Annotated in this window: 13 protein-coding genes; 9 read left to right on the plus strand and 4 right to left on the minus strand. The window is 69.3% G+C overall.

The window, feature by feature from the left end; translation table 11 throughout:
* Positions 1 to 96 precede the first annotated feature (96 nt).
* Positions 97 to 1440, minus strand: a complete 1344-nt coding sequence (locus tag HUA78_RS33415) for an ADYC domain-containing protein (RefSeq protein ID WP_174478000.1) — start codon at positions 1438 to 1440, stop codon at positions 97 to 99.
* Between the two features lie 236 nt (positions 1441 to 1676).
* On the opposite strand from HUA78_RS33415, the gene HUA78_RS33420 reads away from it, so the two are divergent.
* Positions 1677 to 2999, plus strand: a complete 1323-nt coding sequence (locus tag HUA78_RS33420) for a sigma 54-interacting transcriptional regulator (RefSeq protein WP_254624035.1) — start codon at positions 1677 to 1679, stop codon at positions 2997 to 2999.
* A 306-nt stretch (positions 3000 to 3305) separates the two neighbouring features.
* Positions 3306 to 4757, plus strand: coding sequence for a glycoside hydrolase family 6 protein (locus HUA78_RS33425; protein ID WP_174478002.1), 1452 nt, complete (start codon positions 3306 to 3308; stop codon positions 4755 to 4757).
* A gap of 29 nt (positions 4758 to 4786) precedes the next feature.
* On the opposite strand, the gene HUA78_RS33430 is transcribed toward HUA78_RS33425, so the two are convergent.
* The gene (locus tag HUA78_RS33430; protein WP_141643811.1) at positions 4787 to 5245 is read right to left on the minus strand and encodes a YaiI/YqxD family protein; all 459 of its coding nucleotides are present in this window, start codon (positions 5243 to 5245) and stop codon (positions 4787 to 4789) included.
* Between the two features lie 170 nt (positions 5246 to 5415).
* Here HUA78_RS33430 and HUA78_RS33435 point away from each other — a divergent pair, with 170 nt between their 5' ends.
* The gene (locus tag HUA78_RS33435; RefSeq protein ID WP_174458477.1) at positions 5416 to 7074 is read left to right on the plus strand and encodes a M14 family metallopeptidase; all 1659 of its coding nucleotides are present in this window, start codon (positions 5416 to 5418) and stop codon (positions 7072 to 7074) included.
* A 25-nt stretch (positions 7075 to 7099) separates the two neighbouring features.
* On the opposite strand, the gene HUA78_RS33440 is transcribed toward HUA78_RS33435, so the two are convergent.
* Entirely contained in the window at positions 7100 to 7366 is a 267-nt protein-coding gene (locus HUA78_RS33440; protein ID WP_174478003.1) for a hypothetical protein, read from the minus strand.
* Positions 7367 to 7442: 76 nt separating this feature from the next.
* Between HUA78_RS33440 and HUA78_RS33445 the strand changes: the two genes are divergently transcribed.
* The 4 genes from HUA78_RS33445 to HUA78_RS33460 all read left to right on the plus strand — a co-directional run bounded on the left by HUA78_RS33445 (position 7443) and on the right by HUA78_RS33460 (position 11938).
* A complete protein-coding gene (locus HUA78_RS33445) occupies positions 7443 to 8837 on the plus strand; it encodes a HEAT repeat domain-containing protein (RefSeq protein ID WP_174478004.1) in 1395 nt (464 codons plus the stop codon).
* Between the two features lie 85 nt (positions 8838 to 8922).
* Positions 8923 to 10053 (plus strand): sensor histidine kinase, encoded by a 1131-nt coding sequence (locus tag HUA78_RS33450; protein ID WP_141643815.1) that lies wholly within the window; start codon positions 8923 to 8925, stop codon positions 10051 to 10053.
* Complete coding sequence (locus HUA78_RS33455; RefSeq protein ID WP_174478005.1) at positions 10050 to 10862, plus strand: LytTR family DNA-binding domain-containing protein; 813 nt, start codon at positions 10050 to 10052, stop codon at positions 10860 to 10862. The genes HUA78_RS33450 and HUA78_RS33455 overlap by 4 nt, the downstream gene beginning before the upstream one ends.
* A 146-nt stretch (positions 10863 to 11008) precedes the next feature.
* Positions 11009 to 11938, plus strand: coding sequence for a PD40 domain-containing protein (locus HUA78_RS33460; RefSeq protein WP_174478006.1), 930 nt, complete (start codon positions 11009 to 11011; stop codon positions 11936 to 11938).
* A 76-nt stretch (positions 11939 to 12014) separates the two neighbouring features.
* Here HUA78_RS33460 and HUA78_RS33465 read toward each other — a convergent pair whose 3' ends face one another.
* The gene (locus tag HUA78_RS33465; protein WP_174478007.1) at positions 12015 to 14021 is read right to left on the minus strand and encodes a hypothetical protein; all 2007 of its coding nucleotides are present in this window, start codon (positions 14019 to 14021) and stop codon (positions 12015 to 12017) included.
* A gap of 150 nt (positions 14022 to 14171) precedes the next feature.
* Between HUA78_RS33465 and HUA78_RS33470 the strand changes: the two genes are divergently transcribed.
* Positions 14172 to 14342, plus strand: coding sequence for a hypothetical protein (locus tag HUA78_RS33470; protein ID WP_174461662.1), 171 nt, complete (start codon positions 14172 to 14174; stop codon positions 14340 to 14342).
* Between the two features lie 226 nt (positions 14343 to 14568).
* On the plus strand, positions 14569 to 15303 hold the full coding sequence (locus tag HUA78_RS33475; RefSeq protein WP_141643819.1) for a hypothetical protein: 735 nt from the start codon (positions 14569 to 14571) through the stop codon (positions 15301 to 15303).
* The last annotated feature ends 49 nt before the right edge of the window (positions 15304 to 15352 follow it).

The following is a 15352-nucleotide window of genomic DNA, read 5'->3' on the forward strand; positions in this document are numbered from 1 at the left end:
CCTGCTGCTGGAGGAGGAGATTCGAGGCCTGCTGACGTCCTTGGGGCACCTGGACGTGGTTACACTCCGCCTTGGCCCTGACCTGCTGGGCACGCCCTAGTGTCGCGGTGGGAGGCCCGTCGCGAGCTTGCCGTTGTCCCGCCACAGGATGCGCTGTCCCGACGGTGCCTCACAGCGCTCGATTCGGGGGCCATGCTCCGGATGCAGGGGAATCTCCGGGTGACGCCGGTGCTCGGGATTGAGGCAGACCGCGCCCTCGGGACTCCAGAGGGCCTCCAGGAAGTCGGTGCGCTCGATGCCGCCCTCCGCGTCTCGCCCAAACCCATACTCATCCCGTTTGACGATGCGAGTGCCCGTCAGCGTGTAGCTCTTGAGGTCGCCCTTGCCCACGAAGTACGCCGCGCGCTTCGCCTGGAGACAGGAACCATAGACATATTCCCGGTTCGGGTCCGACACCCCCGTCTGGGGATTCCAGGGGCTGTAACCCCAATCCAGGCACGTGACGATGGCACCGGACTCGCAACCAAGCGTCGTGACGTTGGCGTCGGCGGTGACGGCGGCATTCATGTCATCCACCACCCGCCCCGGGAGGATGCCCACCCGGCCCCGCGCGGATCCTCCGCACGGATTCGTCCAGGCCGGATGGTTGCCATTGGGGTCCCTCAACCGGTGTCGCACCTCATACTTCTGAAGCTGGAACGGCGGGAGGAGTTGGTCGGCTCCCAGCGGGATGAGCTGGAACTCGAAGAACGTCTCCTCGTCCGGCACGTTCCGGAAGAGCACGTCGAACGTGAAGCCCGCGAGCGCCGACCCCTGGAGCGTCTGGATATCCTCCGGCTTGCTGCACTTCATGCGCGACTGACAGTAATTGACGACGAGCTGGTCCCCCTGTCCCTGCACGCTGTGAATCGCAACGAAGCTCGCGGGAGCCCCCTGTGGCGTGCGCCCGAGCTCACCCGGCAATACCCCCCGGAGCGTCGCGGTGTAGAAGAGCGTGCCCATGAGTCGGTCCCTCCCCTTGAGCACCACGTCCCCGGGCGCGCGGTTGACGAAGGCCTCCGGGCAGAACCGGAACTCCGTCCCCTGGGTGAAGCAGAAGTCGCTGCCCTCGACGATGTAGATGCCCTGGCCGTTCGAGTTGTCTGGAATGCACTGCCCCGTCGGACACTCCAGCGGCGCCAGCGGTTGGGCCGTGGGCTCCAGGGGCGGGCAGTCCTTTCCCTTGCAAGGTGTGACGGGCAACTGGGTCTCCGAGTCCGTCACGTACTTGTCGCCCACGTCGGGCTGCCGGGGGGGCGGGTCCGAAGGTGACGGCGGGAGCTGGAGGGGCTTGAGGCAGGCGCTCGCGCCGAGGAGCGCCAGTGTCGCCAGCAGGATGGGGCTGGTGGTCCGGTGGGCTCCCCGCACGGGCGCCGCGATGTCGTCAGTCATGTTCCTCATGGTGGTGTCCCCTGGTGCCTCGTGATGCGTGCGCCCCATAGCGAGCGCCGTGCCACGGTTGAACGCGCCCCTGACATTCCCGTCGCCGTCGGGAGCATGTCCTCGCCAGGCGCCCGAGTCGCTCCGGAAATGGCACAAGCGCTGGCACCGTGCCGTGTGCCACCGCCCGGCGCGTATGATGGCCCGGCATGGAACACGATGGGTCGACGCTCCGGCCGAGTGGTGATGGACGAGGGATGGGGGCCTCGGACGCGGCGCGCGTTCCCGGGCTGGTGCGCCTGTTCGGCGGAGGGGCGGCGCTGGCAGGGGTGCTCCGGCTCCCGCTGGAGGGGCTGGAGCTGGGGCGAGGTCCCCAACTCGGCGACGTCCAAGACCCGAGGATGTCGCGGCGCCATGCCCAGGTCCGCTTCGACGGGAAGCACTTCTGGGCCGTCGACCTGGGAAGCCAGAACGGAACCTGGGTGGATGGAGAGCCGCTCGCGGCCGGCGCGCCTCGCGAGGTGCGCACCGTGCTCCGGATGGGAGACTCCCTCTTCGTGCCGAGCGTCGACGTGCGGCCCCTGGAAGAACACGGCGTCGGCCTGGTGGACGGCTTCGTGCGGGGGCCCGGTGGCCAGAGGCTGCTCGCGGAGGTGACTCGCGCCGCGGAGCTGGGCTTTTCGCTCCACATCCATGGGGAGAGCGGCTCCGGCAAGGAAGGCATGGCGCGCGCCTTCCACCAACACGGTCCCCGGCGCGAGGGCCCCTTCGTCGCCGTCAACTGCGCGGCCATTCCCGAGGGCATCGCGGAGCGGCTCCTCTTCGGTGTCCGGCGCGGCGCGTACTCCGGAGCGGAGGCAGACGCGCAGGGGTACCTGCAGGCCGCGGATGGCGGCACGCTCTTCCTCGATGAAGTGGTGGAGCTGGACCTGGCCGTCCAGGCCAAGCTGCTGCGCGCGCTGGAAACACGCGAGGTGCTGCCCCTGGGCGCCTCCCGGCCGAAGACGGTGGACCTGCACCTGTGCTCCGCGAGCAACAAGGACCTGCGCGCCCTGGTGGCCCGGGGCGGGCTGCGCGAGGACCTGTACTTCCGCATGGGCCGGCCCGAGGTGGTGGTGCCGCCGCTGCGCCAGCGCCCCGAGGAGTTGCCCCTGCTGCTCCAACGCGAAGCGGAGCGGGTGGCACCGGGGCTCGGGCTCCACGTCTCCCTGGTGGAGCAGTGTCTCCTGCGGCCCTGGCCGGGAAACATCCGCGAACTCCTGGTGGAGCTGCGCAGCGCCGTCCAGGCCGCGCTGCTTCAGGGCGCCACCCGGGTGGAGGCTCGACACCTGAGCCCGAGCGCGGGAACAGCCTTTGGCCCCGGAAGCGTCACCGTGCGCGCCGGTCCCGAGCCTCGCGCGGATGCGACGGAGCGCGCCCAGGGGGATGTCCAGGAACGGGCCCGGATTGAAGAGGCCCTGCGCCAGCAGGGAGGCAATGTCTCCGCGACGGCGCGCGCGCTCGGCCTGCACCGCACCCAGCTTCGACGGCTGCTGCGACGGCATGGCCTCGACGGCGCGGAGTCCTCCGAGCCCGAGTGAGCCGCGTTCTCCTTCACGCGCGCGCCCCGTGTGTGTGCCCGCATGACGGAGGGTCCGGTATCTCCTGGCGTCGCCGCCGGGCGTGGATGTCTACAATCCGGATGGACGACGCTGTTTCAAGCTCCTTTTCAATTTTGCCATTGCAGTCGTCCGCCAGGGCTTGTGTGTATTTGAGCTGGCAAAACAGGGAAAGCCTGCCAGTATGCCGCGACTCGGCGAAGAAGGACTTTCACCGTCGCGCCAAGGTCCCGCGCCAGGCCGGACGTCATTCCCTGTCATCCGGAAGCGGGCAGGAGGAATCGTTTCGTGCAACTGCGTCGACATGTGGGTTGGGTAGCCGTCGTGTTGGGTGCATCCCTGGTGGCCGCGTGTGGCCCCGCGGTGCCGTCAGCTCCCGCGCCCGAGCCGGAGTCGGAGGGCCAGGTGTCCTCGCCGCTCACGGAGCTGGTCGTCAATGGAACCTTCAGTGGCGGGACGGTGGCGCCGTGGTGGAGCGGTGCCAACTCCCAGTCCGTGGTGGAGAACGGGAAGCTGCGCATCAACGTCACGGGGAACCCCGCCAATCCCTGGGATGCACCCTCGGGACAGGACAACATCGTCCTGGTGAATGGCCGGGCATACACCCTGTCCTTCACGGCGTCCGCGTCGGCGACCGTGAGAGTGCGGGTGACGGTGCAATTGGGGGCCGCGCCGTACACCGCGCCGCTGGACCAGTACATCACCCTGGATGGCACCACGCGCACCTTCACATTCCCCTTCACCTCGAACCTGGCCACGACGGCGGGGCAGGTGACGTTCCAGCTCGGCGGCGTGGGCGCCTTCTCGGCCTTCCTGGACAACATCTCCCTCACCACGGAGGACGGCGGGGGTGGCACCGGGCCGGTGGGAATGACGAGCGGCTTCTACGTCGACCCCAACTCCAACTCCGCCGTCTGGGTGCGCAACAACGGTGGGGACTCCCGCGCGGCGCGCATCCAGTCGTCCATCGCGAGCAAGGCGGGGGCGCGCTGGTTCGGCAACTGGAGTGGAGACATCGCCTCGGCGGTGTCCAGCTTCGTCGCCGCCGCGGACACGGCGGACAAGCTCCCGGTGCTGGTGGCCTACAACATTCCCGGACGCGACTGCGGCAGTCACTCCGGCGGAGGCGCGGGCAGTCCCGAGGCCTACCGCACGTGGATCTCCGCCTTCGCCACCGGCCTGGGCAACCGCCCGGCCATCGTCATCATCGAGCCGGACGCGGTCGCCCAGCTCGACTGTCTGCCCAATGATGCGGAGCGACAGACGCGGCTCGGCCTCCTGCGCTACGCGACGGAGCAGCTGAGAGACCGTGCGCCGAACACGTGGGCCTACCTGGACGGTGGCAATGCCAACTGGATTGCCGCCGACACGATGGCGCAGCGGCTGGAGTCCGCCGGGGTCCGCAACATCCGGGGCTTCGCGCTGAACGTGTCGAACTTCTACACCACGGCCCAGTCGACCACGTACGGGGCGGCGGTGAACGGCGCGCTCAATACGCGCTACGGCTACACGAAGCCCTTCGTGGTGGACACCAGCCGCAACGGCAATGGCCACAATGGCGAGTGGTGCAACCCGGCGGGCCGCAAGCTGGGCGTGCTGTCACAGGTGGGCGGGGGCGCGGAGATGCTCCTGTGGGTGAAGGTGCCCGGAGACTCCGACGGCAACTGCGGCATCGCCCCCACGACTCCAGCGGGCCAGTTCAGCCCCGACATCGCCATCCGCCTCATCGACGGGACCTGAGCCCAGGGGCTCCCGGAGCGCGCGACGAATCAGCCGCGCTTCGGGAGCAGCCGGGCCAGCTCGCGGTCCAGCGCCGCGGCGAAGCGCTGGCGGTCCTGGGCGTTGAAGCCGCTCGGGCCGCCCGTCACGACGCCGCTCTCCCGCAGCTCCTGCATGAAGTTCCGCACGGAGAGTCGCTCGGCGATGTTCTCCTCGGAGAACAGCTCCCCACGAGGGTCCAACGTCACCACGCCTCGCGGCACCAGCAGTGCCGCGAGCGGGATGTCCTGGGTGACGGCCAGGTCCCCGCGCTGGGCCGACGTGGCGATGTGCTGGTCCGCCACGTCGAGCCCCGCCCCCACCTGCACGGTGGAGACGAACTCCGCGCGGGGCAGGTTCATCGCCCGGTTGGCCACGAACACCAGGGGCACCTTGAGGCGCTGTGAGGCGCGCAGGAGGATTTCCCGGACGGGGCCCGGACAGGCATCGGCATCGACCCAGATTTTCATGCGGCCCGCATCCTCGCGTGGATTCACGGCGCGGTGCTCCGGAATATTCGGCGTGGACCGTGCAGTGCGTCGACGAGCGCTCACTGGATGACGGCGACCCGGAGTGAACGTTGCCCCGTTGCGGACGAAGTGCTTGACGACGCGGGAGCGCGGCGCTCGGATGCGCGCCCATGTCCGAGCTGCTCACCCGCGCTGAAGCCTCGAATTACGCCGAAACCTCGCGTCATTCCGACGTGCTCGCCTTCATCGATGAACTCTGCCGCCGCACGAAGCTCGCCCGACGGGTGGACTTCGGGACCAGCGGCGAGGGTCAGCCGTTGGTGGCGATGGTCGTGAGCGACCGCAACTGCTTCACGCCGGAGCTGGCGCGCAAGCAGAAGAAGGTCGTCGTGCTGGTGGAGGCCAACATCCACGCCGGCGAGGTGGAGGGCAAGGAGGCGCTGCTCGCGCTCGCGCGGGATTTGACGCTGACGAAGCTGGGCGCGAAGTTGCTCGACAAGCTGTGCCTGGTCCTGGTCCCCAACTTCAACCCGGACGGCAATGACCGCATCAGCCCCAACAACCGCAAGCTCAACCTCAAGAGCCTGGAGGGGCAGGTCAATCCCGAGGGCGGCGTGGGCACGCGCTACACGGGCGAGGGGTGGAACCTCAACCGCGACAGCACGAAGCAGGAGGCGCCGGAGACGCGCGCCATGGCGAAGCTGCACCAGACGTGGTGGCCCGAGCTGTTCATCGACTGCCACACCACGGACGGCAGCATCCACGCCTTCGACCTGACGTTCGACACGTCTCACTCGAACGAGCCGCTGTTCCAGGAGCTGCGCGACTACAACCGGGCGATGCTGGAGCGCGTCTCCGAATCGGTGAGCAAGCGCCACGGGTTCGACAGCTTCTGGTACGGCAACTACCGCGAGGAGGACGTGCCCGCCTCGGGTTGGCACACGTACCCGGCGCTGCCGCGCTTCGGCAGTCACTACCGGGGCCTGCTTGGCCGGCTCGACGTGTTGCTGGAGACGTACAGCTACATCGACTTCCCGCGCCGCTGCGCCGTGACGCGCGCGTGGCTGTTGGAGCTGTTCCGCGAGGCGGCCCGGAGCTCGAAGGCGTTCCTCTCCGTCACGGAGGCCCAGCAGGCGGCCATCATCGCGCGCGGCAAGACGCCGGACCTCCAGTCGCTGGTGGGCATCAACTACGGCGTCGCCACCCGGGACGCGCAGGGCGCGCTGACGTTCGACTACCCGGCCTATGCGAAGGACGGGGACCTGGCGCGCATCCAGGCGTTCGACGAGAAGAGCATCGCGGAGCATCGCTTCCCCGGGAAGAAGCGCCGCGTCTACCGCGTGCCGCACTACCGCACGTTCATCCCGACGCAGGCGGTGAGCACGCCGGAGGCGTACCTGGTGCCCGCGGAGCTGGCGCCCCGGCTGGAAGGGCAGGGCATCCGGTTCGAGGTGCTCCCGAAGGCGCGCCACTTCCTGGTGGACAGCTACCGGATTGCCCGGCGGGAGGAGACCTTCAGCCCCGACGTCGCGGCGAACGTGCCCGCGCCCGGCGAGGCCGAGGTGCCGCTGAGCCTGAAGCCCAAGCCGGTGCGCTTCGAGACGGTGCTGACGGTGTCCTCCGAGCGGACGAAGCGCGAGTTCGCCCAGGGGACGCTCTACGTGCCCACGGCGCAGCGCGCGGGCACGCTGGCCGTGTACCTGCTGGAGCCGCACTCGGACGATGGCTTCTGCCGGTGGCAGTTCCTGGACACGATGCTGGAGGTGGGCGGGCTCTACCCCGTGCACCGCGTGGTGAGCCCCGCCCCGGCTCCGAAGAAGGCGGAGTGAACGAGCGCGCGCTGGGGCCCCGTGCTCAGTTGGGGCTCCAGCAGAACTGACCGGTCTCCGCGGGGGCGGAGGTGACGCCCGTCGCATCCGTCACGCGGAACCGGACGTGCTTGCGGTAGTAGGTACCGGTGGTGGAGCGCTTGAAGACGCACGTCTCCTCGCACGACGTCGTCCCGACGCCCCAGTAGGGGCTGTTGGGGCCGTGTGGCTGGATATGTCCATGGTGCCTCCAGATGACAGGCGCTGTTGAGTTGCAACTGTTTGCGGTATGCCGGCAGGGGTTGGGGCTCAAGACAGGGCGTTCCGTGAGACATTGAACCCGGGGCCACTGTCGCGCCACAGTGCGGGGTTTCGAAGGGGAGGCGCTCATGAGGAAGTCCGTCGGACTGAGTCTGTGGTTGATGTTGGGCCTGGGCTGCGCGCACTCGTCCGGGAAGCCCCAGGACGTGGTGTCCACCGTGGGCGCGATGACCTCGCAGGAGTTGTCCCTGCGCGCGGAGAAGGCCTACGACGCCGAGGACTTCGCCACCTGCGCCGATTTGCGGCGCCAGTCCGCGGAGGCCCTGACGGACCCCGACCTTCGCGCGGAGGAGTACTACTCCGCAGCCGGCTGCGCTTCTCTCGGAGGGCGCACCGAGGACGCGATGGCCTTCCTGAAGCGCGCGGCCGACAGTGGTTTCCCCTCCGTGGATCAGCTCCAGTTCGACCCCGAGCTGGCCTCGCTCCACTCGCTGCCGGGCTGGGCGCAGGTGGTGGCGGGCGTCCAGGCCAACCTGGACAAGGCGGGCACCCCACCCATGCCCATCCCCGTGCTCGCGACCATCGACGTGTCGCGCTCGCGTCGCGCCACCGCGGCCGAGGTCATCAAGATGCTCGGCCTGGAGGTGGGCAAGCCCATCGTCCGCAGCCGTCATCTCATGAAGAAGCGGGAGGAGGCGCTGCGTCAGCACTTCAACCTCGCCTACACCCACGTGGGCGTCATCGCGTTCTTCGCGGAGGAATTGAAGGGACAGGCCTTCGCCAGCGTGGACCTGGTGGACGCCGAGGATTCGCACCGCTTGAGCTTCCTCCCCGCACCCACCGGACACGTGGAGGACCCGGAGGGGCTCATCGCGCACTGGCTGGAGTACGAAGACAAGGTGGTGCGCCTCATGCGCTCCGGCGCGCTGAACACCGACCAGCCTCCGTCCTGTCGCGTCGCCCACTGCTCGTTCGGGTTCGGTCACCCCGAGCTCGCTCCCTACGAGCCGCGCTTCGTCGAGAAGGCCCCCGCCGCTCGGGAGGCGCTGCTGCGCGTGCTGCGCGAGGACGCCGATGCGAACCGCCGCTCGGCGGTCCCCTATGTGCTGGGTTATGCCGGCACGCCGGAGCAGGTCATCGGGTGGCTCCTGCCCTTCTTCAAGGACCCGGACTCTGGCGTGCGCAACAACGTCGTCCGCTCGGTGCTGGCCTTCCAGCAGGGCCTGGACCGGCCGGTCGTCGACCTGTCCAAGGTCTTCGAGGCGATGACGATGCCGGACGTGTCGGACCGGAACAAAGGCACCTACCTGCTGGAGATGGTGCTCCAGAAGCTCTCGCCCGACGAGCTGAAGGCCCGCCGCGCGGAGGTGCTCCAGAAGGTCGGCACGCTGCTCGTGGACATGTCGGCCTACCAGCAGCCCATCAATCGCGAGCCCGCGGTGCTGGTGCTCCAACTGCTCTCCGGTGAGAAGTTCGAGCGTCCCGAGCAGTGGCGGCAGTGGCTGTCGAGCCAGGGTGGCTGAGCGACGCTCCGTTCATCCCTGTCCGCGAGCGGTTTGTCCCAGGCCTCGTGGAAGCCATCCCCGGGGCCCGCTACCCTTGCTCGCCATGCGCGAAGAGGAGACGGCGAGACCCCGGGCTGGTGAGGTGGCGCCCCTGCCATCCTGGGCCGTGTGGCCAGGCGCCCTGGGCTGGTGGCTCGCGGACGCGCTCATCTCCGTGAGCCAGGTCCAGCTCCTCCAGCGCATCGGCGAGGCGGAGGTCGCCGGAGGCGCGCTGTGGCGCATGTCCCTGGCCAGCTCCCTGTTGTGGGTGCCCATCACCGTGATGTGTCTGCGCCTGTCGGAGCGAGTCCCCCTGGCGCGCGGGCGCCTGCCTTCCGCCCTGGGCTTCCATCTGGTGGCCCTGCTCCTGGTGGTGTTCGGCAGGGCGACCTTCGTCGTGCTCACCCAGGACCTCATCGGCTGGTACGAGCGCGAGCCCCGCGTGCTCGACGTGCTGGCCCAGAGCGTCGTCAACAACCTGCTGCCCTTCGTGCTGCTGACGGCGGGCGCCCACGCCCTGGGCCTCGCCCGCCGGGCGCATGTGCGTCAGCGTCGCGCGGACCAGCTCCAGGCCCAGCTGGCGGAGGCTCGGCTCCAGGCGCTCGCCTCGCAGCTCCGGCCACACTTCCTGTTCAACGCGCTCAACGCCGTGGCCTCGCTGGTCCACGCGGACCCGGATGCCGCGGAGCGCATGCTGGCGCGACTGGGCGACCTGCTGCGCCACAGCCTGGAGTCCCATGCACGACAGGAGGTGACGCTGCGCGAGGAGCAGGCGGCGCTGGCTCCCTATCTGGACATCGAACAGATTCGCTTCGGGCCCCGCCTGGAGGTGTCGTGGCGGCTGGCTCCGGACGTCCTGGATGCACGGGTGCCCTATCTGGCGTTGCAGCCCCTGGTGGAGAACGCCATCCGTCACGGACTGGCGCCGCGCGCGGAGCCGGGGCGGATTGAAATCTCCGCCGAGCGGGAAGGGGACGTGCTGCGGCTGTTCGTGCGGGACGACGGCATGGGGCCGCCCGTGGGAGGCCCGCCTCGCGGTGGAGGCGTGGGCCTGTCCAACCTGCGAGCGCGACTGGCGACCCTCTACGGGGGCAGGGCGGGGCTGGAGCTGCGGCAGGGGACGCCCCGGGGCGCGGTGGTGGAATTGCGCGTGCCGCTCGACGCGGGCCCCGAGGGGGCTCGGGTGGCGGCATGAGCGCGGAACCGGTGGAGTCGACGCTGCTTCGCGTGGCGCTCGCTGACGACGAGCCGCTGGCGCGCTCCCGGCTGCGCGCACTGCTGGCGGCGGAGCAGAACGTCGAAGTGGTGGCCGAGGCGACCAGCGGCGCGGAGGCGGTGCGCGCGGTGCTCCACACGTCGCCGGACGTGCTGCTGCTGGATGTCGAGATGCCCGCGGGTGACGGCTTCGAGGTCCTCCGCGCGCTGCCTCCGGAGTCGCTCCCCGTGGTCGTCTTCGTCACCGCGTGGCAGCAGCACGCCGTGCGGGCCTTCGAGGCGCAGGCGTTGGACTTTCTGCTCAAGCCCTATGACAAGGAGCGCTTTCGCGCCGCGCTGGTCCGGGCACGCGAGCAGGTGCGCCTCGTGCGGCGCAGCGAGGCCGTGGCGCGCCAGGAGGCCCTGCTGTCGGGGCTCGCGATGGCGGAGGCCCCTCTGCGCAGGCTGCCCATCAAGGTCGACGGGCGCATCCGCTTCGTCGACTGCTCCACCATCACCCACGTGGAGTCCGAGGCCAACTACGTCCGCGTCCACGTCGGGGGCGAGCAGCACGTCCTGCGAGAGACGCTGACGCATCTGGAGGAGCGGTTGGACCCACGTCGCTTCCTCCGCGTGCATCGCTCCGTACTCGTCAATCTGGACCAGGTGCGGGAGATGGAGCCCCTGTCCCAGGGCGAATACCTGTTGGTGCTGGGCCCTGGCGGCACCGCCGTGCGCACCGGGCGCAGCCATCGCGCTCGCGTGGAGTCCGCGCTCGGACTGGGTCCAGGTTCGGACGGAGCGCGCTGAGGCGCGTCCCCGAGGGGCTCCCGTCCGTCCCGCGTCCCTCTCTCTTCATCCCCGCTTCCCGGACAGCGGCGGGCAACGCGCGTACCTCTTGGGCCATGGCGGGAACGACGTCACTTCCTCCCGCCACATCTCGAGAGGAATCCGTCATGTCATCGTCATTCCGTCGCATCCCCGTGGTGCTCGCGGCGCTGGTGCTGTGCGCCGCCATGTCCGCTTCAGCCTCCGCGCCTCGCGCTCCCGAGGTGTTCGCCCCGGGGTTCGTCTCCCTTCCGGGCCAGGAGGAGTGGCGCATCGCCTTCACTCCGGATGGGCGCACGGCCTTCTGGGGCGTGAGCCCCGGCTTCTTCCCCGAGACGCGCCAGGCCACCATCGTCTTCTCCGAGCTGCGCCACGGCCGATGGACGGAGCCCCGCCCCGCGTCGTTCTCGGGCGTGTATTCGGACATCGACCCGTTCGTCTCGCCGGATGGACGTCGGCTGTTCTTCTCCTCCATCCGTCCCGTCAACGGCGCGCCGCGCGAGGATGTGGAGATGTGGGTCGTCGAGCGACGCAGGGACGGCGGCTGGAGCGAGCCGAGTCACCTGGGGGCCGCGGTGCACAGCCTCGGTGACGAGCTGTACCCCAGCGTGGACGAGGACGGCACGCTGTACTTCGGCTCGGACCGTGAGGGCGGCTTCGGCGGCTGGGACGTGTGGCGCTCGAAGCTCCGCGCGGATGGCAGCTACGGGCCCGCGGAGAACGTGGGCCCCGCCGTCAACACCGAGCTGTGGGAGTTCAACCCGAACGTCCTGCCGGACGGCGACACGCTGTTGTTCGCCTCCATCGGTCGTCCGGAGGGCTACGGCTACGGCGACCTCTACGTGGCCACGCGCACGTGGCGCGGCTGGCAGCCGGCCCGCAACCTGGGGCCGACGGTGAACACCGCGCTGGACGAGTACCATCCGACGCTCTCGCCGGACCACCGCACGCTCTACTTCGTGCGGCACCAGTATGAGCCGTTCCTCCCCAGCGACCTCTTCCACGTCCAGGTCGGCCGGCTCCTCTCCGATGCCGGCTCGTGCGACGTGCGCGACTGAGCGCCCAACGCGGCTTCCACCCGGAGCCAGGGGTCTGACTCCGGGCGGAGGCGCGATGTGGCTTCCGGCTCGTCTCTCAGCGGGTCACGAGGCGGAGGTTGTCCAGGATGAGGTCGGGCTGTCCGGCCGGCAGGTCGACGAAGAAGGCCACGGGCTGTGCCGCGCCGAGCTGGAAGTGGGTGCGGACGCGTCCACGCACCGCGTTGCAGCGCGTGCGCAGCTCCCGCCCGTCAGCGGTGATGAATCCGCAGGACACTCCCACCGTGTCGCGTGACGTGTCGAATTCGACCGTCCAGGCGCGGCCCGACACGAAAGCCTGTCGTGTCACGACGAACCGCTGGCCCCCACGCAGGAGGGCCGCGAAGCGCGAGGGAGGGAGTCGCGTCCAGGTCGCCGGGACGGGCGTGCGAGCGCCAGGCTCGAGGATGCCCATGCCCACGCGCTGCGAGCGATACTCGAAGCCGTTGGCCAGCGGGTCCGCGACGACGACGACCTCCGTCACGGCGAAGGCCCCCGAGTCCTCGCCTGGGGCGAGCCGCAAGGGCTGCGCCGCGCCGGACAGCGGCACGAAGGTGGTGGCGATGAGCCCCGCCGCCTCGCCCGGGAGCGCGACGGGACTCGCGTTGCTCAGGAGGGACTGAGTCCCGAGCGAGAGCGTGACAGTCGCCGGAGTGCTCTCCAGGGCCCGGACGCGCACCGTCACGCGATAGGTCATTCCCGCGATGACCTCCGCCGAGGGCAGCGTGAGGGACTCTCCCCGCGCCAGGGGTACCAGGGGCTCATTGGGAAAGCGCAATCGTTCCCAGGCGGAGCACGAGGAGGCGGTGCACGGCCAGGGCTTGGGAAAGGGTTGTGTGCCCAGCGCGCCCCGGCGCAGGAGCCACACGTCGTGCGTCAACCAGAGCAGGGGATTGGGAAACAGGCCCGGCACCAGGGTGTCGCAGACATCGTCCGGGCTCCTCGACTCGACGAGCTTCCGGGTGAAGGCCAGCCGGGCATAGCCCAGCCCGGCGTCGCCCGGGAGCCGCGCGGTGCGCGCGGGGTCTTCACAGAGGAAGTCGTAGTCGTGCGCGGGGAACACCCAGTGGGCCCAGACCGCGACGGGCCCGAGCAACTCCTGGGTGCCCAGGTGCTCGTTGAGCTGCGTGATTCCGGAGCCGGACGAGCCATGGCAGCCATGCAGCTCCGTGAGCCGCGCGTCGGTGCCGAAGCCGGAGAGGCCCAGGGAGACGCGGGGCCGCGACGGATTGCTCCAGGGACTGGAGAGCAGGGGCAGCAGCTGATTCACCCCGTAGTAGTGGTAGTTCTGCGCGGGCTCGTAGTCGATGTAGCGCGTGTAGCGCTGCCAGAGCTCGGTGCTCCGGTCCTCCGGAATCGAGTAGACCTCGTGGGCCCACGCCATGGACACGGGGACGCCCAGGCCCTCCGACTCGGCGACGTCCAGGTAGTCGTAACGACAGCCGGGGCTCTCGGCGCCGCAGTCGAGCAACGCGGTGTCGGCCCGGGGGAACGATGCGGGGCACTGGTAGTTGCCGAACGAGTCGCCGCAGCGGGCAATCACCCGACACGAATAGGACGACGTGCTGTAGCCCCCGCCGAGCGGCGTCCGGTGGAAGCCGGGAAAGGTGCCCGACAGGCTCTCCGCCGTGGCCTCCCAGTTCACCTCCGCGTCAATCATCGGGTCATACATGCGGACCTCGAGCGCCTGGTTCGCGGGGTCCCAGACGCTGACGTCGTCCAGGCAGTGCGCGGCGGTGATGGCCCTGCGTGGGGAGATGAACGTGACGCCGCACGTGTAGCGAAGAGGCGTGCCATCCAGACCCAGGAGCGGCGCATGGGTGACGGGCTGGAGGATGGGGACGAAGACGGTGCCCCGGCTGAGCTGACTGCTGCCCGTGGGACCGCCCGGCGCGAGGGCCACGCTGTAATAGTCCTGGTACGCACGCTGGACGGCCTGGGGGGCCATTGTCCGCGGCTCCTGGGGTGGCGACTCACCGGGTCCATCGCAGGCCGCGAGGACTGCTCCCAGGATGACGAGGTGGATGCTCGTGCCGACGAACGCGGCGCGAAGAGACGTCTTCATTGAATGACCCCCCAACTCCAGAGACAGACGTGGCGAGTCCTTCCGCCGCGAGGGGCCGGTGTCCTCGGCGCCCTGGGCACATCCTGCCTTCCGAGTCGTGGGTGTGGCCCCTGACGTCCGTCTCCGATGTCGAGGAGTAACACTCGCCACATGTCACACGTCGTGGACGGGACGGCGCGCGAGGGCAGGGCCTTCGTTCAGCTTCGCACCCAGGATTGGTGGAGCAGGGCGGACCTGCCCAACGAGCGAGAAACGGAAGCAGCATCTGCCCCCTTCATCGAGGGCGACGCGCACGGCTTCCTCCACTGCGACGAGGACTGAGGCGGCCGCCGCTACGCCCACTGGATGTGCAGTGGGGTTGTAGCGCTGGGTGTCACGGAGAGTGAAGATTTGTTGCGGCGGACGCAACAACGGCACCGGCATAGCACCCCAGATTCCGAGGGAAGCCAGAGATGGCCTACTTCCTGCCTTCACGGGGAGTGCAGCAACCATCGCACCCGGCCTTGCGCCAGGTGCGAGTTCCCCACCGCAAGAGGAGTGTCCCCACATGTTTCATCCGGCTGAGTCACACCGTGGTTCTTCCAACGGCATGCGCGCGGCAACGCTCGCGATGCTCGCGGTCTTCACCGTTCAGATCGGCTGCAGCCGTGCTCCCGAAGCCAACCCGATGACCAAGGCGCGCGAGGCCCTGGCCGAGAACATCGTCTTCAGCGCCGTGGAGCCCGCGCAAGTCGTTGACGGGAGCCTGGAGCGGTTTGGCCGGCTGGGCATCGCGATGCATGACGAGGTGCCCCGTTTCATGAACTTCGTCCTGCGGCAGACGCTCGTCCGCGGCACGGAGGACGCCGTCCTCGAGGTGTATGACGAGAAGACCGGGGAGCGCACCATCTACACGGTGAACAACGAGACGGGCGACGCCTGGGTCCACCATGAAGGCGGCAAGCTGCACATGGTCTTCAACGCGGACAAGACCATCCTGGTGGGTGACAAGCTGGCCGCCAACGAGCAGGAAGCGGCCAGTATCCTCCTCGAGACCGGGGCGCTGGAAGCCGTCTCCGAGTACTCCCTGTTCACGATGATTGAAGTCATCAGCAAGTACCTTCCCGAGGACAATAATGGGAAGGGCGGCGCCGCGGCGGTGGTCGTCCTCATCGCGGTGGGCGTCTGGTACGTGGGCTCCACCGTCGGCTGCTCCCAGCAGTACCGGCGGAACGGCTGCAGGCTCACCGGGTTGAGCAACTACTGCCGCTCGTGGTGCGCCTCGTATTGGTGCCGCTGCTAGCAGGCCTCCCGGTGTTTCGAGCCAGGAACTGGAACCGTCCATGACTGTG

It is taken from the genome of Myxococcus sp. CA033, from assembly GCF_013336625.1.
GTDB lineage: Bacteria > Myxococcota > Myxococcia > Myxococcales > Myxococcaceae > Myxococcus > Myxococcus llanfairpwllgwyngyllgogerychwyrndrobwllllantysiliogogogochensis.

Coding starts and splice junctions, on each gene's coding strand:
- HUA78_RS33420 (WP_254624035.1), top strand. CDS start 1,677: ATGGGGGCCTCGGACGCGGCGCGCGTTCCCGGGCTGGTGCGCCTGTTC.
- HUA78_RS33475 (WP_141643819.1), top strand. CDS start 14,569: ATGTTTCATCCGGCTGAGTCACACCGTGGTTCTTCCAACGGCATGCGC.
- HUA78_RS33460 (WP_174478006.1), top strand. CDS start 11,009: ATGTCATCGTCATTCCGTCGCATCCCCGTGGTGCTCGCGGCGCTGGTG.
- HUA78_RS33430 (WP_141643811.1), bottom strand. CDS start 5,245: ATGAAAATCTGGGTCGATGCCGATGCCTGTCCGGGCCCCGTCCGGGAA.
- HUA78_RS33435 (WP_174458477.1), top strand. CDS start 5,416: ATGTCCGAGCTGCTCACCCGCGCTGAAGCCTCGAATTACGCCGAAACC.
- HUA78_RS33415 (WP_174478000.1), bottom strand. CDS start 1,440: ATGAGGAACATGACTGACGACATCGCGGCGCCCGTGCGGGGAGCCCAC.
- HUA78_RS33470 (WP_174461662.1), top strand. CDS start 14,172: ATGTCACACGTCGTGGACGGGACGGCGCGCGAGGGCAGGGCCTTCGTT.
- HUA78_RS33465 (WP_174478007.1), bottom strand. CDS start 14,021: ATGAAGACGTCTCTTCGCGCCGCGTTCGTCGGCACGAGCATCCACCTC.
- HUA78_RS33445 (WP_174478004.1), top strand. CDS start 7,443: ATGAGGAAGTCCGTCGGACTGAGTCTGTGGTTGATGTTGGGCCTGGGC.
- HUA78_RS33455 (WP_174478005.1), top strand. CDS start 10,050: ATGAGCGCGGAACCGGTGGAGTCGACGCTGCTTCGCGTGGCGCTCGCT.
- HUA78_RS33450 (WP_141643815.1), top strand. CDS start 8,923: ATGCGCGAAGAGGAGACGGCGAGACCCCGGGCTGGTGAGGTGGCGCCC.